This is a genomic window from Bacillus sp. SRB3LM (genome assembly GCF_015712745.1).
Lineage (GTDB): Bacteria > Bacillota > Bacilli > Bacillales > Bacillaceae_G > Bacillus_A > Bacillus_A thuringiensis_K.
In genome coordinates this window covers 397403-419886 of the sequence record NZ_VWVQ01000008.1, presented here as the reverse complement: position 1 = coordinate 419886, position 22484 = coordinate 397403, and the positions used below count along the sequence as shown (strand labels likewise).

Below are 22484 nucleotides of genomic sequence, written 5' to 3'. Positions count from 1 at the left end.
GAAATGTATACCCTACCAGAAGAGGTTTTTATAAAAAATTATTTTTACCTTTAAAAAAATACAAAATGCCCATTTTGCATTTTAATACGCATGGTATAATTGCTTAGAAGATGTTGTTTATCCTATATGTGTACGCAATATGTATTAGATGACAACAAAACTTCCTACCAGCTCTAGCTAAGGAACACACACTCGAAAGGGTGTTGTTCCAAATTGGACCTTTAGCTCAGTTGGTTAGAGTAGGCGGCTCATAACCGTCCGGTCGTAGGTTCAAGTCCTACAAGGTCCATCTAATAAAAAGCACCTATCACATTCAAATCTGTACTAGGTGCTTTTTCTATCCCTACTTGCCAAAAAGCCTCCAGAATTGAGGTACAAAAAAACATCCCAGTTCACCCACCTTAGATTGCTTTCTGGCATATTACACCGTTTCACTACATAGACTCATACTACATGAGGAAACATCAACATTTCTTCATCCCGAAGAGCATCCTCCACTCAATCCGAGATGCTTTTTTCCGTATATTCCTCTATACCTCCATGCTATTCAGACATTCATCTTTTTTAATGCTTATTTTCCTCGCTAATTTTTGTTATTTTTCCTACCGCTTCGCTATTTGAACGGAAATACTATATACTTCTTTTCTGAAAATCGATATACTCCAATGTATAAGCATCTATATCGGAGGGACTAGGTTTTTATATAAATTATGCTTGATCACATTACTATTCATACTAGGAATCACTTTGATTGTCGTTAGCTACTTTATACGCTCTTCCTTACTATTCGGGCTAGGTCTAGGAATTATCTTTAGTGTGCTCATCATGTGGTTGCCTGATATCCTTCTGTGGATGATTAAAGGAGGGTTCCCTCAAGAAGACATTCTTTTAGAAAAAAGCAAGGTGTTTACTATCCTTGCTTTTTCTTTTCCTACTGTCCCACGTACACAAACGCTTCATTTGAATGTTTTTCCTTTATGGTTATTTAAACCGAAATATAAGCATAAATTTACGCTAATTTTTATTTTTAATAAATTATCACACCAAAGATTTGGTCACATATACTAAAAGTGATTCAGCATCGCTTCACATAGATGGTTCTATCACACAACAGTGTACTCCTGTCAAGAATCCGCTGTTTTTTTATTTTTCATGTTCATATTACTTCCACGTGTTACATATAATACCATGGCAAATCAATTTAGATATATATTTCTTTGTAATGTAAAAAAGAGCATTCCTCACACTCGCCAGGGGAATGTTCTTTTTAATTTACTTCACATACACATAAACTTCACTTGTTACTTCTTATTTTGCATATAATCCAACATGATAACAAATAAGAATTATAAGGAATATTGAACTTGTAATGAGTGTTTTTTTTAAGAATTTTTCTCTGTTAAATATTGCGAATATCGCAGTACAACATAATGTTACACCCATAATTCCTAATAAAATATGTGAATTAAATTTGAGGTCAACTCCTGATACATATAATTGAAAAGAACATATTGCTATAAGCAAACAAATTAATGCCATTATACCAAATATTTTATTCATATACTCACCCCTGAAAAATTAATTACTATAAAAATAGCTGAGCTTTAAGAATCACTGATATAGGTTGATTGATATCCCAACATGCATTCAAATATACAGTTTATCACATTCTCGCAAATAAAATATACCATAAAAAGTCTTTTACTAAAGGGCTTTTTATGAGGTTTTCTTCTGAGATTTCTATGATAAAATCTCAATTGTCAGTTACCTATATATAGCAATATAAAAAATAACAATTAAATTAAGAGGGGCATTCTAAATGAATACAACAAACAGAAAAATAGTTAGTTCAGCTATGGCTTTGGGCTTATTAACAACTTCACTTCCAACATTATCATTGGCAGAAGAAAAGAATTCTATATCTTCTAACAAGCCTACCCAACTCATTCAAACTCAGCAACCTAACTTAAAATTAAAAGTTTTAAAGGATGACACGAATGAAAAAATAGTAGAAGCAAGTGATAATCGTATAGTTTCTACTTCTACATATGATAAAAAAAATAAAACATTAAATATCGTAACTAAAAATTTAGCTGATAATACTATATCCACTAAAACTGTTAATTTACAACATGCTAATTCCCTTTTAAATATTAGAAAAAAACGTGAAAGTTGGGACATTGAAGTTTTAGATCACGCTTCTTCTTTAGATGGTAAGTTTGAATATACTTATTACAATAAAAACGTATGGTTACTTCGAGTTCCTGGAGAAAATGCTAAAAATCCTGTTGAAAATAGTGATAATAAAGCTGATTTAAATGGTTTTAGAAATTCAGTAAATAATTTGATGACTCATGAAATTGCTTTTCTTTCTAAAGTTTCAGGAGATGTAGCTATAGCTTGTATAGCTTTATTATCGACTCCAACTCCTTGGACAGTAGTTTCTGGAGCAGCAGCTACTATAGGACTTGCAGCATGGGCAGTTCCAGATTTATATAAAGTATTTCAAGAAGCTGATAATTGTAGATACCACTTTAATAGAATATAAAGCAGCTTATTTGTTTAATTACAAGGAAAAAAAGTAAACATAGTTCGAAAAGAAGGTCCTCCCTATCCATGAGTAGACCTTCTTTCCATTTATTTAGCATATACTTGGGCTTCACATTTGCTGTTACATAATATGTTTTACCTTTCCAATTTCACATATCCACCTGAAACCCACTGATCGGTACCAACGTTATACCATCCATCTTGATATCCCCACGACTGATACTGTTCTCCTTGGTACACATTTTTTACGACACCATAGTTCGTTCCTGGACCAGTACGAACACGCAATACATCCGCTGTAATCGTTACGACACCATTGCCATCATTTGAAGATGTGGACGGTGTTGGTGTACTTCCTCCTGTATAACGAATGTATGATGAATCATGATATACCCACTGCTCGCCACCAAGGTGTAACCAGCCATTTGATTGTCCCCATACTTGGTAGGACTCCCCTTTCCCTAATTGACGGATAACTCCGTATCCAGTACCTGGGCCTTTACGGAGATTAACTCCATTTCCTTCAATATTTGCGACACCTGTTTCATTATTAAAAGGTGAAGTTGGCTTTGAGGTGATTAAACTACTACCTCCATTGTATGCATTTTGGACTCTTTCAATAAAGTTATTCCAACGTCCTTCCGCCAACATACGATGAGGACAGTACTTCCCACTCCACGATTGATGTGTACGGACTTTATTAATTGGAACATTGTACTGTTTCATTAGTTGAGCTACAACGATAGCTGCATTGTCTTCCGCTTTATAATATCTATCTCCACCGCTTAAAGAGTAGCAAATTTCAACTCCGATAGATTTACGATTACCATTCCCGTTACCGTCGCCAGTATGCCAGGCGTTACGCTCTAAAGGAATTCCTTGTACAGCTTCCTTATCATCTACCGCGATATGAAACGACACTTGGTTGTCATTACGAATCATATAAGATACTTCGTTTTCTGCTGTAGCATCGTTGTAAGTATTGTGGACTGTAATGAATTCCGGATTCATTGTGTAAGGACACTTTGTACCATATTTAATTGAGTCAACTAATTTTTTTCTGATTTCCATTATTGAACATCTCCCTTTTTCTCTTCTTGTTTTTGTTTACCGCCTAAAATTTCGACTGCATTTGTTAAAGCTGAAGGCAAAGGTATTCCCATACGCCCTGCATTTTCTAAAAGTGAAAGCAACTCATTCCCAATAAAGAAAAAGATCGTCGCTTCACGAATAGCGCTATTGCTTCCTAGTGCTGAATCTAGTTGAGCTGCCGCTCCTACCAAAAGAAAAAGCACCACCTTTTTGGCGATGCCTTTGAAGCCCACTTTACTTTTTAATTCTCCGTTATATCCTGCTGCAATCATGCCAGTTAAATAATCAATAACTGCCATCGTCACTAAGATTTTCAATGTTGTATCCCATCCTCCCAAGAAATACCCGCAAAAGCCACCGAAAGTGGCAATAAAGGTTTTTAATAATACATCCATACGATCCATCTTTTCCTCTCCTTTTTTAGATAATAAAAAAGACCAGCTATTGCTGCTCCTGCTCTGTTTGTGTGTTATTTTCATTAGTTGGTGTTGGCGGTTCTTGAGATGGGTAATTCCCTGTAAGTGATGTATAACACTCTAAACAAATGTTCTTTTTCGCAAATCCCATATCTAGTGGGTACAAACGCGCTCCGCGTTTACATATTTCACACAGCGTAGCAATTCGAAACTTTACTGTCCCATCCATCTCTCTCCATACTTCAACCCTGCTAACACCGTTTAGAAGACCTGCATTATTTAACATATCAGCAGGTATTTGAACAAAAACCCCTGTATCTGTACGCTCTGCATCCACCAGTCTCCCCATAAAAGGGAAGCTTTCACCTGCTTGTAGTGGCATCATTTGATTTTCATTCATTCTTATTTCTCCTTTCTATCCAAGTGCGTTAAATTTCCAACCGCTTGGCGTACTCGCATAAAAACCCGATCCCATATTACCGTCTGTAAAACGAATATGACCCCATTGTTGGAATCCACCGCCACCTAAGTTAATTCCCTGCATTGCTCGTATATTCCTAAAGATTTTCACTTCTTTTTCAGTACTTATATCAAACGTTTGTCCGTCTGGTGCTGGAGCTATATTGTTATTCACACCACCTACAGCGATTGCGTTAAACGGCTGAATACCATCTGCTCTTTCTGCTGCAGCACGATCCCAATTATACATAGATGCATATTTACCACTGTATAGCGTTACACCACTTACACAAATCGCCGTCCCTTGTCTCATGTCAGCATTTCCAGAACAAACTTTAATAATCAATGCATGTTGTTGCGGAATATAGTTTGTTGGCACTTTGAAAGTAAAAGAATACCTTCTGATTTCTCCGTAGAATGTAGACGGCTCAGGGAAGTCCATCTTTTGTTCACTCAATATGTCGTAACTTACGTTATCTCGGAATTTAACGCAGCATACGTGTATTCTCGGTTTTCCTGTTTTACGCACTCCATTTATCATGGCAGTTCTAAAATGAGCGGATGCTGTATATTCGTTACCAGGATGTATACCGTTATTCACGATTGCTTCTGGGTAGTTATACATATCTACCCTTGCAGCATTTACCATTTGCTCGTAATCAAATATATGTGTATTCTTTTCAATCACGACATCTCCCCAGGACTTCCAAGTAAGACCGTATCCACCTTCAAATCCATAATAATCGTTATGTCCAATGTTTTTCTTTGTAACACTAGAAAAGTCTGGATCTGCTATTAGGTTTCGTCTTGATACCGCAGTTGTTTTTGTTCCCCATTCGTCTTTGAATAGAAAATCTAACATGTTAACTATTACGCCTTCTTCACCATCAATCGTAATTTTATCTCCACTAATTCTAATGAGATTTGTATCAATACCTTTTGTAGTTAACCATTTGACTATGGTATCAGCATTAATATCCAGCTTTGCAGCATTAATTGTAATTTTTCCAGGAGCCATATTGATGGCAGTAACAATACCATCCTTTAAAATCTGCGCTATAATCCCTTCATCTAACACTTCTAACCTAGATTCCGTTTTCGTTACATAACCTTTATAAGTTTCATTTATAAAGGTTTCTTGTTTTCCAGAAACGAGTGAAATACCTCTTTCAGTAGCACTAATACTTCTTTCTAACTCTGTAACTTTCTGATTGTATTTTTCGGTAGCTACTTTATTAGCAATATCATCTATCATTTTATCAATATCCGTTTGATCTTTCGGATGTAGCCAATATTCTGTAGCTACTTTACCACGCTGTAACATAGGTAACGCAATCCATAAGGCCCCATTTCTTCTCACCCATGGTTTATAACGCGCTTTAACAGCTCCAACTGGAACTGTTCCGGCAATAACAGCTCTAATCCAATTAGAATTTGCAGTTACATCGATACCAATTGATGATTGTGAAACTCGGATACCTTGGGCATTTAGATACTCAATTTCTAACACGAAACCTTGTCCTATGTTATTGGACATAAAGTAACCCGAAGCTACAATATCTTCACCAGCAGTTACGTCTATCGTTTGATGAAGGCTATACCATTTATCTTCAGTCAATCCAGTCGCATGTAATTTAGCAGTTGTATATCCTCTGTATGTTACAGAAGAGTCAATAACAGCACTATTACCATTTTGTGTCCAGTATTTGAAGCCCTGAGCGAATGCAGCGTTCCGTAGATCATTTATAGAACCCAATCCATCAACATAATCCTCAACATCTTTCTTTTTCATTGTTAACTTTAACGCTTCAGAATGTTGCCCTATTGTTGTAGTAGCCTCACTAATCGTCTTTCCTTGCGCAGTTTGTGTTTCCTGTAATTTCTTAACACTTGCAGTTGTTCCTTCTGCATTCTTTTCTACAGTGTTAACACGTTCATCAAAAAAGGTTTGTGTTTTTTCTACCGTTTTAATACTTTCTTTAATACCATCCACACTTTTTTCAATCTCTGTTGTTTTCTTAGTGAATTCATCATTCGTTACTTGATTTTCTGGAGCTGGTGTCCAATCCTGTGGCTTATTCCCTTTATATAAAGCCACCCATTCTACAGTTGCCTTTGTAGCATTATTTGGATAATTATATAAGTTTAATCTCCGTTCATTCCCACTTGTAGTTGCAACAGCTTTAAAAGTTACATAAGTTATTCCGTTAGCATAGACACTTGTTGCATATCCAACATTATTTGAACCACCATTCTGCCAAATTCCAAATTGTTGGCCTTGCGGGACACTTCCTTTAATTACAAAAGTATATTCCTCACCTGCAACAAAATTTTCAGTTAGAGAATATGGATTAATTAGATAATCTGTTTTTTCGTATTTAGCATTTGAATCTAATAACAGATTACGCCCTCCAGATCTATCGTTATTAACCTTTGTTTCTACTCTTGTTAACTTTTCGCTAATCTTCCCTGCCGCTTCTTTTATTTCAGTTGTTACCTTGGTTAAAACATTACCATCTGCAATATCTTCAGGAGCAGGTCGCCACGAATAATCTTTGCTACCTATAGTCAATTGTGGTGAACTCTGCTGATACCAACAACCAGCAGGAGGATTTGCATCGGGCTCTACACGAAAATGACTCTCGTTATCCGTTCCCGGTGATGACATCATACTTGCTGTCACTGTAAACGAAACGCTTACTCTTTGCCATTGATTAGTAGATTTATTTGGACGGATTCCGGTAGCACCTGGTGCAAAATAGAAAGTGTGTTGTAAATCTTGACCATCCGGTAAACCTTTTACACGAGTAAAAATTGAATAGGTTACTTTATCTCCTACTTTTACAACTTTTCGATCTACTAAATCTTTGAAGTTATAAGCTAAAGCGGTCCATGATGATTGAGTTTCTACAACTGTATTTCCTTGAAAAACATCCTTCGAAATTTTGACTTTATCTGCTGACTTAAGCCACCAACGATTGTCTGCTTGCGCAATGGTCAAAGCTCCATCAAAGGATTTAGAACCGACTAACAAATTTCTTACATCGTCATTAAAGTTTGCTACACTTTCTTTAACTTCAGAAATAACTCTCTTATTTCCGTCCACATCATTTACTAAGGTGTTGATTTTACTTGTAGTATCAGTACCATTTTTCGTTAATGTTTCAATAGAAGTTTTAAATCCCTCAGAATCCTGTTCAAACTTGGTTACTTTTTTATCAATTTCACCTTGATCTCTTTGTACATCAGAAATAGTTCTCGTAACTTTTTGAAGGCTTTCTGTTACTTGATTAAATTTACCAGTGGTTTCTTCTTGCGCTTCTTCCACTTTCTTATTTAATTCTTCTTTTGTGAGTTTAATATTCTTATTAACCTGCTCCAGTGTATCTTTTTTAATTGATTCCACATCCGGAATAAGAAGCTCCCACCCTTTACCATTCCACACTTTTAAAATACCAGGTTTACCGTTGCTAATGTCTCGCCATAATGTCTTACCTACTATAAGATTATCAGTCGGTGGATTTTTAGCTTCAATAATGTTCACCGTATTATTTTTCAGGTTTTCCTGAACCTTTTCAGCAATTTTCTTAGCGGATTCAGATTCTTTTTGAGCATCATTTGCTTTTTCAGCAGTTTCTTTAACCAACTTATCTAGCTGATCTAAAATTTCTTGTTTACTACCTAATGAAGCCAGGACTTTATTATAGAGCTTGCGTAATTCCTCGTTTGGATCAACAATTTCACGGTAATCACCAAATACATATTTATCTTGCATCGGATCTTTAAATGACTCATCGCCAGCGATTGCTCGTACTTCAAGGTATAACTTGGGTGTAAATCCAGTATCTTTGATGCGGATTGTATCGCCTTCATTAATTAACTCATGTGCCAATCCAAACACACGACCAATTGATTGTGCTTCAACTTCATAAGAAACAGATGTATTTACACGTTTTTTCATCTCTGTTTTCATAAGAGTCATTAAACGGTCTGGAGTTATATCTTCTTCTGTCTCTGGAGTATAGAATCCGAATTTATGCTTTCCTTTTTCATTCCAGCGCTGGAACGCAACATTATCTACAATGTACGGTAAACCATTATTAATACTCTCAACTGTAATTATCTTATCTCCTTCACCTTTAGCGAACCCTATAAGCGCTGTACAGATATTTTGAGAGTTTTCAATACGTTTGATTCCCATTAAATCTTTGCCAAGAGTTACTTCTTTACCTATTTCTCGCCCGCGCTTCTTAACCATATCCACATAACGACCAATAAATTGATTACCAACAACTTCAGCGCGATACACAATTTCCAAATCAAAAAGAGAAGCGATATCCTTTAATAATTTAAGCGGATTGGTAGGTTCTTTAATAGTCATTGTATGAAAACCAGAGTATTCTGTACGACCTCGTTTCCACTTTGTCCCTGTTAAAGCTATGTCAATAAACTCATTGACCGTTTTCCCTTCAATTCGTTGAGGATTGATAACACCTGCTTTTGCTAATAAAATCCATTCACCAGATGCATAAGTAATTACGGATCTATCATTAGAAACTTTTTCAGCTTCCGTAATTACATACGGTACAATAACACCGCTACGCACTTCTTTTAACACTAAGTTTTGTTGCAAGAGTGTAGCTGCCTGTTCTGTACCATCAGCCGTTGTAAAATCAAACTTATCAATATTGTTTTTGATTTCCCAATGCCGTTTATCATCCCAATAATCTTTAGATTGGATAGTGGAAACAATTTGTTCTGTTTGAAAATCAACAACATGAAGTATCCCACTTGGTGTTCTCATCTAAATCGCTCCCTATATTTAACCTTTGCTGTTCCTATATCAGAAGGAATAATTTCAAGTCTATTCGTACCTTTATTAATAACAGGAAAATTACTAAAAATATCTTTTATGTTAATAGCGTTTTTCCCTTCAATGCTGACACGACTGTTTTCAGTATCAATCACGACTTTGTCACCAACATCGACTATATAAGGCGGTGTATTTTGATTATTTAAATTCACTTTCCAAAATTTCAAATCAGAAACTGTCATCGCTTCTACTGGCGGAACATCTTGCCACTGCATGATACTAATCTGTATTTGAGCTGCTTTTTCCATATGTTTATTGTCTTTATCGGTCCATCTTGCAAAGCGTTCTGCATCATCTTTTTCTGTTCCAGGAAGAAATTTTGAAATATAAGCCTCCCAATCATTACCGGTTCTAGCAATCCACAACCTACCATAATACTGATTCCATGTATTCGGATAATCACCACTCTCATAAATTAAACCTGTTTTTCCAGGCTTATTATCATATCCAATTACCATCGTTCCAAAATTTTGTTCAGCTTGCCAATAGAGGTCATTCATGGCAATTTTTGAAAGAACTTTGCTGTTTTCATCGAGTATCGCTATCTCAACTCGTCCCATTTCATTGATCTTTTTACTTTTACATGTAACGTGGGCTTGCATAATAAAATCTTGTACTGGCCCACCAGGGATACTCTTTTTAACAGCTGCGCCATGCCATCCATTACCTGATCCATAGTCCGAACAATAGAATTGGTAACTATCTGTTTTCATTTCACCAACTGGATTACCATCTTCCATAGAACTAACCTTACTCCACCCTACAGTTGTGGACATTTCATCCCATATAAGACGTTGATTTCTTTCTACAGGCAATTGCTCCATTTTTAATGGCATTCCAATACGGAAATAATCCGGTTCCTTTGAATATTTATCTTCAAACCATACATCTAAAAAAGTGTTTGGTTTCGTAATGTCAATCTCAATAATAGGATTAGAATGAACAGTTCCTTTGTTTTGAACATTTGCTGTTAACCCAAGCGCACCTGTTTGAAAATCTACTGTTCGAGTAGGTCCTAATTTATAAGGCATCGGACAAATAAACTTCAAAGTGCCTTTACCTAACGTAACGAAATCATCAGGATCAAACTCTTCATCAATCACAGCTAAATATGTTCTATCAGGAGTTGCATCAAAAACTAGCTCAACTGCTTCTTCTGTAATTAACCACTCTGCTATTTCTTCTTTTAACGTTTCTAAATCTGTTCCATCTGGAACGATAATTCCCACAGGAACAGGAAGTGGACGAGGATCTGTTTCCATTCCTAATAATCTCGCGCCTGGATATCCAGGTGTTTTTAAGAAATTACGTTTTAAAGGCGCCCATGTTGGTGGACTCCATCCTTTTTCTATTTGGATATATTCTTTTCGTTGATTGTTGAATGTAAAAGAGCTCATTTTGACACCTCATTTCTTTATAAAATAAAAGAAACCCAAACTTAAAAGTCTGAGTTTCTTTTTTCTTCTCTTTCTTGATACTCGGTTGTATATCGATAAGTACCACGTGCAACTTCTCGTCCATCTAAATTGATAGGCACTTCAATTGCTAGTCCACCACTTGGGATCGCAAATTCACCATTTCCCCCTTGACCTTGATATAATCCGTTAGCTTGTAATCCTATATTACCAACATTAACTGTCGGTACTGCTGCTTCGCTCATTGCTTGAGATGCACGGTTTATGATTCCAATTGAATTTTCCATACCAATCGCAAGACCAGCTCCGATATGCTTACCAACTTGATCTCTCATTAATCTTGATGGACTGTGAATGTCAAAGAATCCAGTAAAACCATCTAGAATACTATTGCCGATAGATTTTACTTTATCTATAACTTTTCCAGCCATGCTGCCAAGACCATCAATTAAACCATTTATTATATTTTTACCGATTTTAAAGAGGTCAATTTTCCTTAATGTATCTACAATTTTAGGTACAATGTCTGTTACGATTGTAGAGCCTAGTTGTCCAACCATACTTACGATACCTTTTATTAATGCCCAAATTAATTGAACACCCGTTTCAAGGATTTTAGGTAAATTCTTAATTAATTCTCCTGCTAAAGTGACAATAAGCTTTAATGCTGCCCCAATTAACTGTGGTAAGACTTGAACAATCCCTGCAATTAACATAAGCAATATTTTAATACCGGCTTCAAGGATTTTTGGCAAGTTAGCGATTAATGTGGATGCTATTTTAACAATTAAATCTAAGGCTGCATTAATAAGTTGCGGTAAGACTTTTACAATCCCATCAATAATAGCCATTAGAATTTTTATACCGGATTCAATTATTTTAGGTAAGTTGGCTAGTAATGTATCTGCTATTTTCGTTATAAGATTTATTGCTAAATCTATTAATTGCGGTAGCATTTGTATGATTCCATCTATTAAACTAATTAATACTTTCACACCAGCTTCAATAATCTTCGGTAGATTTGATGTAATTGCTTCTATCAAAGTTGTAATGACAGTAATAGTTGCTAAAGCAATCATAGGTAAGGCTTGTGTAATACCTGTGATTAACGAAACTAATAAATTTATTCCTATTTCAATTAGCTGAGGTAAAAATGACATAATCCCATTAATAATGGTCTCAATAATCGTTACAGCTATTGGGATTAATTGTGGAATCATCTGCATAATTCCATTAATTAAAGTCATAATCAACTGAAGCCCTGTCTCTATAAGCGTTGGTAAGACCTGTACAATTCCAGAAATTAAGGTTTGAATAATTTGTATTCCCGTTTGAACAATCATAGGAAGATAAGTTGCAATCATTTGTGAAATTGTATTAATGATTCCAACAATAGCTTCAAGGATAATTGGAGCCGCTACAACCAAACCATTAACAAAACTTGAAATCATTTGAGATCCAACTTCAAGAAATTGCGGTAATGCTGTTGTTACAAAATTAGCTATATTGGTAAAAATATTTGTTATGGTTTCAAGAATAATTCCGGAGTTTGCATTCAAATACTCTGCTATCGCTGGCAAATAACGAGATACCGAGATGAGAACACCAGGAAGTCCACCAATAATCGCACCTGCTATAGAAGGACCAATTGTCTTAAAAATCTCTCCTAATTGGCTAAAATCTCCTGAAAAAACTGCTTTTATAGCATCAAAAAGTTGAAGACACGCTTCGCGTATTTTACTAACCGCTAATCCTATCATTTCAGCTGCATCTTGGAATCCTTTTGGCAAATGTGTAATCCAATCATTTAAGTGATCACCGTCTGCGGCTGTCCAGAATAAGTATTTACCTAATGAAACAAGTATATCTATAAAGCTCTGTATACCGCTTATCACGCCAGAAATACTGTTTTTAAAACCTTCATTTGTTTGCCATAACTTTTTAATTCCGATTACCAATCCAACTATCGCTGCGGTGGCGGCTATAAATCCACCTACTACTAATGCAACTGGACCAGCAACAGCCCCAATACTTACACCTGCAATTCCAGCTATACTGGATAAGGTGACAAATACCGGGGCTAGAGCCATGCAAGCTCCAATTAAAATCCCTAATGCTACAGCAACAGTTGTTAAAGCTGCGGCTAATGCTGGATGTGCTGAAACCCAACTTGCAAAAGCTCCAATAATATTAGCTACAATACCCAAAAGTGGCTCAAGTGCCATTTTTAAGTCACCCATTGCTTTTTGGAACTTTACAGCTGGACTTGCATCCATTTTCTTAATCATTGCATTTAACTCTTCTTGACTCACGTTTAAATCTATAACTTTACCTTGAGCATTTAACAATGTATCTATAATGTTTTGTCCTTGATCTTCAAACATTGTCATTTTGTTATCGTAAAGGTTTTTTATCCTCTACTTCTTGCACTTCCTATTCATGCAAGCTCGGCATACGTTTTCACTAATAAGTGTCGCGGTCTCGTGGAGGGATTATATCTTTTCACCCTCTATGCTCTGCCCCTGACTATACTTCGTATAGCCTTCGGTTCAAGTCAGGAATCTCACCCTTCTTGCTTCATACCGCGATTTTACTTCGGCACAATTTATCATCTACCGAAAAGTTTTACACCAATCTCATTTCGCTTTGTTTCATTTTCAACTTCATTTAAAGCTTTAGCGATACTTGTCATAGCGGTTGAGCCTTCTTTACCACCTTTTGCTACAGATTGCCCCCATTTTTCTAACTGATCAGCAGAAATTTTTGTGCCTTCCAGAGCTTCTTTCATCGACTTATCGACACCCTGCCCAAATTCAGCTGCTTTGATACGCCCTTCTTTCAGTCCATCTAATAAGTTATCGATATTCCAAGTTCCTGTATCAACACCCGCTGCCATAATTGCTTGTACTTCTTCAGCTGTATAACCAGCTCGCGTTAATTGACCGCCATATTCAGCGATAATATCTAATTGCTCAGGTGGGAATCCCATTTTTAAAAGAGAATTTGTTAATGCTAGTGCACTTTCATTAGTTATCCCTAATTCATTCCCAATTTCATTCGATTCTTGAATTAACTCAGTAAAATCAATACCAGCATAAGCTGTAGTAATTGCTGCTGCACCTTTTACGATTGACGTATTAGCTGTATCGCTTACGGTTTTATTTAAAGCCCATTGTCTACGTGTACCTTCCAGCGCTTCTTCCACATCTACACCATACGCTTCAATTCCTCGTACAGCTTGTTCAACTGATTTCTTAGATGATGCTGGTACTTCAAAAGTTACATCAATTTTCGTTTTTAATTTTGACGTATCAAGAGCCTTTTCAATTACACCTGAGATGCCCCCAGCGGCCATCGCTCCACCTAACATATTTTCTAAACCGATATCTAATTCTTTGAAGCTTTTTCCTGCTCTTTCAGCTTCACGCGAAAGGTCCCTTAAATCATTTCGAACTTGTTGTATTGAATTACCATCATCAACAGAACGAAGCGCACGTTGTAACTTTTCAATATCAGCTTCCGCTCCCAATGCTTCACGGCCAATAAGACCAATCGCTTGATCTAACTGCCTACTGGTAGCCGTACCACTTTTAATTGCATTCACAAGACGATTTCCTAACGCTCCTGCAAAATCATCAACACTTTTACCTGTAGCTCTAAATAATGTTTCCAATTGCCTTGTTGAACTTGCTACGCTGTCTTGTTCAGCCTTCATATTTCCAAGCTTATTTTTCAGACCATTAAGTGACCCTTCTGTAAATTCAATTTCACGCCTAAACGCACGATATTGTTCTTCAGAAATCTTTCCGTTTTGAAACTGAGCTTGTACCTGTTGTTCTGCTGCCTTCAATTTATCTAGCTTTTGTGTTGTATTTTCAATTGCTTGTGTAAGTAATTGTTGTTTTTGTGCTAATGCTTCAACATTACCTGGATTAAATTTCAAAAGACGTTCAACATCTTTTAATTCTTTGGTTAAATCATTACTTCGTTTATTTACATCCTTTAAAGCATTTTGTAACGGCTCTGTATTCCCACCAATTTCTATCGTAATTCCTTTAATTTTCCCCGCCATTTTCTCACCTCACTTCTTTAGAAACTATTAAAGTCTGCTTGCGTTGCTTTCCGTGTTTTTTCTTGTGGTGGCTTCTGCATTTCTAAATATTCATCGATATAATCAAGGCACATACCAATTGTCATATCTTCTAAATCCGCTTTTGTAAGTTTGCATTTATAACACAAAACAAGGAACGTCTCAGTGGTGAAAACATCACCCTGATTCGCTCCTTGTTGACTACTATTATTGCTATCTACAACTTTTTTTTTGATTGAATTGTGGAAGCTATCATATCTTGAATATCTTCTAAGATTTCGATGATTGGGAATTCGTCAAATGAATCTAACCATGCCATTGGCTCTGGTATCTTTGGATCAGCTGTTTTCGCCATAGTCCAAACAAGATTATAAAATACTTCGAAATCCACACTATCTAACTTACTTGGATCTAGATTTTCCATATCGATTTTCCCAAGTGGCGCTAACTTAAGAAGTTGTGCAAAATAATCCTTTCCAAATTGCGCTTTAAATCGGACTGGTGTCCCTCCTGTACTTTTCAAACGAATATCTTGACCATCTACTATAATTGTCTTTTCCATTTACTATTACGCTCCTTTTGGTGCTGCTGGTTTTTTAACGTATACTTCTTTGTACCAATTATCATAAATTGCTTGAGTTGTTTTAGATGTTGTTTTTGTTTTAACCATTGGTCTTCCACCGGGAGCTAAAACGATTGGACTAGAAACAAACTTCAGTTCATTTGTATTTGGTTCGGCTGAATTTGTTTTTGTTTTAGATGCAATTGTTGGACGACTCGCTGCACAGTTATACATAACATGTCGAGTCGCGTTTACATCGCCATCGAATTCAAATAGTAGTGCAAATGGTTTCCCTTTCGCATCAGCTATTTCATTTAATACACCATCTGTCTCATCTAATTGTTCGCCTAACGCATCAATAGCAAATTTTTCTGGGATAGTAGCAATACTTAATGTTCCATCGTAACCCTGATTATTACTTGCCGCGTAATAAAGCATGTCATCTGCATAGAATTCAATTAAATCACCGCGTGGCTCAAATGTTAGTTCAACTCCACCAGGTAATGGAATTGGTGTCCCAAATGTAACTAAGAAATCTTTAATATCAAATGGTACGTAATGTACATTTTTCAAACCGAATGTTACCTTGTTTTCATTCATTTACAACAACCTCGTTTCATATGTTTTTTGAAATAATTTCTCTGATTCAATAAAAATCCCATACGAGTCATAAGGTATTTCATGATCGTCTAGGACCTTTTCCAACTTGGCTTCTGCAACCAAGTCCTTTTTTATGGTATAAAGTTCAATATTTAAATCATTTATCTTGTGATAGACCTTGTTATCAGCCATTACATTTGCTGAACCATCCACAAGGAAACATATATACGGTGGCTCCGGAACTGGATTACCAGGTGTTGCTGTGAAATGCGAATAAGCCACAGGATAACCTGTAGCTTCAAGAATTTTTATAAATTCTCCTAATGTTACTGTCATGATTCAATTGCCTTTTCAATACGTTTTGGCAATTCATCAATTACATACTCTTCAACTGGACGAATATGTACTTTCTCTGGTACTCGTCCACCATCAGCTTTCGCATGACCATTTTCTAAAAGATGCGTCAATTGCCCTTTTGTATTATGAATAACAACAGCTTTATCAACTTTTTTCTTACGCCAGCCTTTTCGATAATCACCTGTTTTTTTAGGACTATTTTGTCTTAACTTATCTACAGCGATATCAGCTACATCTTCTTGCGCTGTCAGTAATTCTTCTTCCACAACATTTGCATATCTTTGTAATTCTCTAGCAAGCTCTCCCGCAAAATCGTTCATATTAAACATGCTCCTTTGCGATAATAGTCAATGTTTGATACATTTCATCATCATTCATTGGCGGTTCGATAATATCAAAGATACGGCCTTTCATATTGATTCGCATTTCTTCTGTAATATCAGAAGTATAAGGAATCACAAAACGATAAACCCGTGTAGCTTGTGAAACTGAAGCTTCAATGTACTCGGAACCTTTCATGGTTTTTATCATTGACCAGGCTTTCTTTAATTCTTGCCAAGATGTTTCGATTACTTGATTTAATTCATCTTTTATTACTACAGGTTGCTCAATGCTAATTCGATTTCTAAAATCACCTGTATTCAGCGGGTTTTTATACTGAAAAGGACGCATATTAATCACCGTCCAACTTAATTTCTTCTAAAGCTTTTCCAATGCTTAAACTATTAATCTGGCTTAAAAAATTCTTATCAAAGTACTCTAAGGCATCGTTATAAACATAACGAGAGCGTTCAAAGACTAATTCCTTGAACACCTCGTCAATATTAAGATCATAATTACCACAAACCCTAGTTAAATCTTTATTGGATGCAAATAGGATGCGTCTTAGGTTTGCATCTTCATCATCACCTAATCGCATCCTATCTTTAAATTGCTGTAATATTTCATTTGAAATTACCTTATCCATTCACATCATTCCTTATTTAGTTGCTGGTGGAGTTGGTGGTGTAAAAGAAATTTTCAAATCATAAACAAGAGCTGCTTTATTATCTTTTGGTTTACCATTAGCAAACTGTTTGATTGTATAAAGTGTAGCATCTTCAATCGCTAATGTTTGGTCAAACTTTTTAAGTTTGTATCCACCTGCTATTGCTGCGATATATTGTCCTTTCACAAAGAATAACGCTTTTCCAACTGGAACTTCTTCAGATTCAACAGTTTGAATGTTATAAGGTAATGCCATTACCCATTGGCCATTAGCAGTTTGAATTGTGTTACGTGCTTGTACACCAATTGCATCTACAGGATTGACAACCATCACAATTTTATTTAACACTTTACGAGATTTTCCTTTTCCATCAACAGATAAAGCTTTTACTACTTCATAAAGCTCACCAGCAATTACTTCACCGTTTTCAGAAGGAGCAAATGTTAATGTGCCGGATGATTTTTTATCAGTAACTGCGCCTGTAGTTGCATTTACATCTTTCATTAAACCTACTGGTTGATGCGCTACTGATCCACCACCATTTACAAAGCCAAACTCTAAACCAACAGAATAACTTTCTACTAATAATGTTCGAACGTAACGCTCAACCCATACTGGACCTAACTCAAGCATGTCATTTGGAACAGCACTAAATGCAGTTAATTTAAGTTGTCCAATTTGTTCTTCTCTAAAGGCTGCATTTATTTGCCCTCTAATATCACCGAATAATTCTCCCCATGCATACGCTTTTGTTGCGTCAGAATAAATAAACTTCGTTACTGCTCCTAAATCTTGCATTCCAATTGCTTCAAGTAATGGATGTTCAGTTACTAAATCTTCAAATACACGTTCTTGTGTAGTATATGGAAGAATTGAATCATCCTTAAATCCCCCATCTTGTACAACTGCATTAAAGAATTTACGTTCTTCAGAAGTTAAAACGTTTTGTCCACGCGACGTCAAAATTTGAGCGTCTTGCGCTTCGATACGTGCTTGCGCTGAAATCTTTTCTGATAAATCCGTTACAAGAGTATCAAACATATCATCAAATGCAGCAGATAAATCCTCCATTTTTGTATCTTCCGCTTTCACCAGATTCATATATGCTTGTTTTTTCGCTTCAAAGTTTTCCATTGTACCTTTAATTTTCATAACCATAATTGTTTCCTCCTAATTTTTGAGAATTAAAAAAACCTTTTCCGTTTTTGATTGCCCTCCACTTGTAAATGTGGTGGTTCTGGATTAGGTTTACTTGATAAATTCATATTTTGTTGTAAGTTATTCATTACCCTATTAATAATCTGTTCCAACTGTTCATCAGTAATACCACTATCACTTTCTCGATTATCAAATTCTACTTTGTCAGCAAAACCTTCTTGTACTGCTTGTTCAGCAGTAAACCACGTTTCAGCTTCTAATAAATCTGTAACCTCTTCACGACTTTTACCTGTTTTTTGCTGATAAATTGAAACTATCGACTCATCATACGCTTCGAGTGCATTCAATGTTTTTTGAATATCCTGCTTGTTTCCATAAGCTATTGTTGACGCTTCATGAATCATCATTCGTGAGCCCGTGCGCATAACAATCTCGTCAGCAGCCATTGCAATAATCGATGCAGCAGAAGCTGCTAGTGATGTAACTTCCACAATGACTTTTTTATCTAAGTCCTTTAAGTAATTATAAATCTCAACACCTTGATCAGCATCGCCACCACCACTGTTTAGTTTAATTTTAACTGTAGATGCTCTAACTTCTTTCAAAGCGCTTCTTACACTTTCAGCACTAATAGCATCGTACCACCAACTGCTACTACCGATATAACCTGATAACACCATTTCGTGCTCATCATTTTCTGGATTAACTGCATTAGAAAACTGATAAGGAATATGTTGTATTTTATTTTTCATTCTTATCACCTCCTTCAATTGAATTTGCAGATTGATAATTCTTCGTAATTACAAATTCATCTAGTTCTGGATTATTAGAGCGTTCAGCACCAAACAACTTCCTCACCTCATTTCTAGTGAATGCACCACTGGCTACTAATTTATCAACAGCCTCAGCATGATCTATAATATCTTTCTCTTTCACGCCTGTTACTTCAATTTTTTCTCCTGATAGGAAATTCTTTTTTTCAATTAATTTCGCATTTAATTCATCTTCAATCTTTTTAATCAGAGGACTAATACAAAACTTTATATACGCTTTAATTGATGTTTCGTAATCTCCCATATCGCCACGAACCAATGCCGTAGGAATACCTAAAATATTAGCCACATGATCTATTAAATCTTTTTTTAATTTAGATAGTTCCTCTACAGACCTTCCATTATTTGAACCATCGGCAATTTCCGTATAATTAAAACCCTTTATCTTTGGAACAATTGCAAAAGCATTTTTCCGAAACGCCCCAAACAATTTATCCATAAAGCTTTGTAATTTAGTAAGGTTTTCCCCTTCCAAATTCTGTGCAGATTCCATCTCAGCGGTTGCACGTATTTGATTAGAAAACATATTTGTCTCAATCATACGACTAAAAAGTTGCGTGTAATCTTTAAATATTCCACTCATGAATTTTGTCAATTCCTCATTGTTATAAGTAATGTAGATAACCTCGTCCATTTGAAATGACCTTTGAAACGTGTAATCCTTTACGGTTATATTTTTAAATACATCAGGGTATACTGCATATTCAACACGGTCAAAATGATCAGCAATGAGTAAATCATTTTGATCTGTAAGAATTGCCAACACTTCATTATCAAGAATCAATTTATACACAAAATCTTGCCAAAAATCAGCGGCACTTTGATCTGTATTCGGTCTAATGTTCAATAAGTAATGCCAATCATTATATTGACGTGTATCCTTTTTCATCATCCGAAATTCAGACAGCGAAACGGTTCGAGCAATAAAATTAATACAAGTTTCTAAAGCTACTTTTTTTAAATACGCTCTTTGATTCGTTTCAATACCAAAAAAATCAAAATCATTTAGCATCATATTAATCTCTTTATTTTTACCAAGTACATCCGACAACCAACTCATATTTCCCCTCACCCCTTTCTTAAAAGTTTAATGCATTCAGCAAGTCTAGCGCTGCGCCAACATCTGTTTCTCTTACCTCATCCGCTCGATACATAGCATGTACAAACGCCTGGAATCCATCTGTTTTTCTACGAACTGGTTCTTTCTTTTCATACATTTTATTTCCATCTTTTTTAATAACAACGAGTACATTATTGGTATACCAACGCATTAACGGATTATCACCAAATACAATTTGACGATGTGCGAATGCTACTTCAATTCTAGGAGCAAGCAAACCATGAATAGCTCTCGGATTTCTAATTACTTCAACTTCAAATCCAGCGTCCTCAAAAAGTGTTCTTAATAAATCTGCACGATAATTATCCATTATGATTTTTTTGATATCATAATAGTTTCGCATTTCAACAAACCAAGCAACGATAGTATTTGGATCAATTGTTTCGCCTTCCACAACTGTCAGAAGATCTTGCTCTTCCCATTCTCGAATTGGTGCAAACTTCTTCTTACCAGCTATTTCAGCATCCTGTTTTTTCGAATAACTATAATATTTATCAACGAATTCCTTTCTAGCATACGAATGAGATTTCCATAAATAATCACCCTTACTTCTAAAAAGTAATCCACATGATGCGAAATCACGAATACTTGCATAATCAAGCGCACCAATACATTCATGACCTCGTAAATCTGGCAATTCACGATTAGTTGCTGCAATCTCTTCCCATTTTGCAACTGACCTTTCTAAATCTGTAACAGGTAAATTCATTCGTTTTGTCATGAACTCTTCTCTATTACTTGGGTCATCTTCTAAATCTTCGTATTCTTCTTTTATAGTTTCAAGTAACCCCTCAGCATATTCGCTCAATGGTTTAGATAACATAGGATTAGCAAGTTCCCAATTATCAATATCATCCACTTCAGTTTCATCATTCAATTTACAGATAAAAGGAAAGACAGCATTCGGACGCGCTTCACCGTTCAATACCTTCATTGCCTTCTCTTTTTGCTTATCTATGAAACCGTCACGAACATATCCATCTGTACCAATGTAAAATTCACGTGGGTTTTTCTTTTTCCCTAAACCACTGATATGAACGCGGACATCTTTATTACTTTCGTATTGATGTATTTCATCAAATACAACCGCACCATCACGCAAACCATCTTTTGTATCACCGTTTGAAGTCCTAAACTTCAGTACACTTTCAGTAGCCTTTGAAACCGTTTGAGTTAACGTTGTTTTAAAGGCTCTTTTCAAGACCTCATTCTTCCTCACACATTTATGAACTTCATCAGGGCTTGTTTTCGCCTGTTCTTCACTATTCGCAACAACTGAAATGTTATACTCTGGAATGCCATGTAATTCACTAATTAAAAAATGAATGATAACAGAAATCAGACCATTTTTACCGCCGCCACGCCCTAACATCCATAGGAATTTACGATAAAATACACGTCCATTTTTCTTATAAAACAAAAAGACGAATGATATTAAGAATTTTTGAAATGGTTGCATCGGAAAATACCACTTCTCACCGAAGTTAATACAATCCTCAATCATTTCATCATCAAAATACAAATCGTCTCTATTTAAAACGTATTTTTCTAGATATCCAATTAACAGTTCTCTTTCTTTATTGAACTTCACTTTCCCACTTCGATAAAGTTCAATATATTCTTCTACATATTTTTGCTTAATCATGTAAGATCACTTTTGTTATATCCTGTATCAGGGATAGTATTCTTAACAACAAATTTTATATCTCTCCCTAACGCAATTAAAGAACTGTTAATTTTATTCCTCTCACTTATAAGAGGGTGGGCCTTAACGAAAACTTGGGTTCCATTTTTGATTGTTACGGATTCCCCTTCTTTAGTTATCGTTTTATTAATTTTTCGAAATGCTTTAACTAGATCAATATAGCGTTCCACCTTTTCAACTTCAACTAAATCCTTCGTATCAATACTATTCATTAACTGTCCCTTTAACCTTACAATACTAACAGCCATCTACCCACCCCCCCTTAC

Annotated in this window: 20 protein-coding genes and 1 tRNA gene; 2 read left to right on the top strand and 19 right to left on the bottom strand. The window is 35.7% G+C overall.

The window, feature by feature from the left end; translation table 11 throughout:
* Window positions 1-215 precede the first annotated feature (215 nt).
* Both F3I02_RS09165 and F3I02_RS09160 read left to right on the top strand, forming a co-directional pair.
* Window positions 216-289, top strand: a tRNA-Ile gene (locus F3I02_RS09165).
* A 1530-nt stretch (window positions 290-1819) separates the two neighbouring features.
* Window positions 1820-2548, top strand: coding sequence for a geobacillin-26 family protein (locus tag F3I02_RS09160; RefSeq protein WP_196477865.1), 729 nt, complete (start codon window positions 1820-1822; stop codon window positions 2546-2548).
* Window positions 2549-2685: 137 nt separating this feature from the next.
* Here the strand turns inward: F3I02_RS09160 and F3I02_RS09155 are convergent, their stop codons facing one another.
* The 19 genes from F3I02_RS09155 to F3I02_RS09065 all read right to left on the bottom strand — a co-directional run bounded on the left by F3I02_RS09155 (window position 2686) and on the right by F3I02_RS09065 (window position 22466).
* The gene (locus tag F3I02_RS09155; protein ID WP_196477864.1) at window positions 2686-3621 is read right to left on the bottom strand and encodes an N-acetylmuramoyl-L-alanine amidase; all 936 of its coding nucleotides are present in this window, start codon (window positions 3619-3621) and stop codon (window positions 2686-2688) included.
* On the bottom strand, window positions 3621-4046 hold the full coding sequence (locus F3I02_RS09150) for a phage holin family protein (RefSeq protein WP_196477863.1): 426 nt from the start codon (window positions 4044-4046) through the stop codon (window positions 3621-3623). Before F3I02_RS09150 ends, F3I02_RS09155 begins: the two co-directional genes overlap by 1 nt.
* Before the next feature lie 37 nt (window positions 4047-4083).
* Window positions 4084-4458: a hypothetical protein gene (locus F3I02_RS09145; protein WP_196477862.1), complete on the bottom strand. Its 375-nt coding sequence runs from the start codon at window positions 4456-4458 to the stop codon at window positions 4084-4086.
* A 15-nt stretch (window positions 4459-4473) separates the two neighbouring features.
* The gene (locus F3I02_RS09140; protein WP_196477861.1) at window positions 4474-9321 is read right to left on the bottom strand and encodes a phage tail spike protein; all 4848 of its coding nucleotides are present in this window, start codon (window positions 9319-9321) and stop codon (window positions 4474-4476) included.
* Window positions 9318-10787, bottom strand: a complete 1470-nt coding sequence (locus tag F3I02_RS09135; protein ID WP_196477860.1) for a distal tail protein Dit — start codon at window positions 10785-10787, stop codon at window positions 9318-9320. The genes F3I02_RS09140 and F3I02_RS09135 overlap by 4 nt, the downstream gene beginning before the upstream one ends.
* 41 nt (window positions 10788-10828) lie before the next feature.
* Complete coding sequence (locus tag F3I02_RS09130; RefSeq protein WP_196477859.1) at window positions 10829-13195, bottom strand: phage tail protein; 2367 nt, start codon at window positions 13193-13195, stop codon at window positions 10829-10831.
* A 218-nt stretch (window positions 13196-13413) separates the two neighbouring features.
* A complete protein-coding gene (locus F3I02_RS09125; RefSeq protein WP_196477858.1) occupies window positions 13414-14877 on the bottom strand; it encodes a hypothetical protein in 1464 nt (487 codons plus the stop codon).
* 17 nt (window positions 14878-14894) lie between these two features.
* Window positions 14895-15044 (bottom strand): hypothetical protein, encoded by a 150-nt coding sequence (locus F3I02_RS09120; protein WP_000338227.1) that lies wholly within the window; start codon window positions 15042-15044, stop codon window positions 14895-14897.
* Window positions 15045-15112: 68 nt separating this feature from the next.
* Window positions 15113-15457, bottom strand: a complete 345-nt coding sequence (locus tag F3I02_RS09115) for a hypothetical protein (RefSeq protein ID WP_086777012.1) — start codon at window positions 15455-15457, stop codon at window positions 15113-15115.
* A 6-nt stretch (window positions 15458-15463) separates the two neighbouring features.
* Window positions 15464-16057, bottom strand: coding sequence for a major tail protein (locus tag F3I02_RS09110; RefSeq protein ID WP_196477857.1), 594 nt, complete (start codon window positions 16055-16057; stop codon window positions 15464-15466).
* Window positions 16058-16393 carry a hypothetical protein gene (locus F3I02_RS09105; RefSeq protein WP_086387619.1) on the bottom strand — a complete coding sequence of 112 codons (336 nt, stop codon included), beginning with the start codon at window positions 16391-16393 and terminating at the stop codon, window positions 16058-16060.
* Window positions 16390-16734 carry an HK97 gp10 family phage protein gene (locus tag F3I02_RS09100; RefSeq protein ID WP_086387620.1) on the bottom strand — a complete coding sequence of 115 codons (345 nt, stop codon included), beginning with the start codon at window positions 16732-16734 and terminating at the stop codon, window positions 16390-16392. The genes F3I02_RS09105 and F3I02_RS09100 overlap by 4 nt, the downstream gene beginning before the upstream one ends.
* 1 nt (window position 16735) lies before the next feature.
* Complete coding sequence (locus F3I02_RS09095; RefSeq protein WP_196477856.1) at window positions 16736-17086, bottom strand: phage head closure protein; 351 nt, start codon at window positions 17084-17086, stop codon at window positions 16736-16738.
* 1 nt (window position 17087) lies between these two features.
* The gene (locus tag F3I02_RS09090; protein WP_016109427.1) at window positions 17088-17381 is read right to left on the bottom strand and encodes a hypothetical protein; all 294 of its coding nucleotides are present in this window, start codon (window positions 17379-17381) and stop codon (window positions 17088-17090) included.
* Window positions 17382-17393: 12 nt separating this feature from the next.
* Window positions 17394-18554, bottom strand: coding sequence for a phage major capsid protein (locus tag F3I02_RS09085; RefSeq protein WP_374058638.1), 1161 nt, complete (start codon window positions 18552-18554; stop codon window positions 17394-17396).
* Window positions 18555-18586: 32 nt separating this feature from the next.
* The gene (locus F3I02_RS09080; RefSeq protein WP_196477928.1) at window positions 18587-19312 is read right to left on the bottom strand and encodes a head maturation protease, ClpP-related; all 726 of its coding nucleotides are present in this window, start codon (window positions 19310-19312) and stop codon (window positions 18587-18589) included.
* Entirely contained in the window at window positions 19302-20453 is a 1152-nt protein-coding gene (locus F3I02_RS09075) for a phage portal protein (protein ID WP_196477854.1), read from the bottom strand. Before F3I02_RS09075 ends, F3I02_RS09080 begins: the two co-directional genes overlap by 11 nt.
* Window positions 20454-20472: 19 nt before the next feature.
* Entirely contained in the window at window positions 20473-22158 is a 1686-nt protein-coding gene (locus F3I02_RS09070; RefSeq protein ID WP_196477853.1) for a terminase large subunit domain-containing protein, read from the bottom strand.
* A complete protein-coding gene (locus tag F3I02_RS09065; protein WP_196477852.1) occupies window positions 22155-22466 on the bottom strand; it encodes a P27 family phage terminase small subunit in 312 nt (103 codons plus the stop codon). The genes F3I02_RS09070 and F3I02_RS09065 overlap by 4 nt, the downstream gene beginning before the upstream one ends.
* Window positions 22467-22484 lie beyond the last annotated feature (18 nt).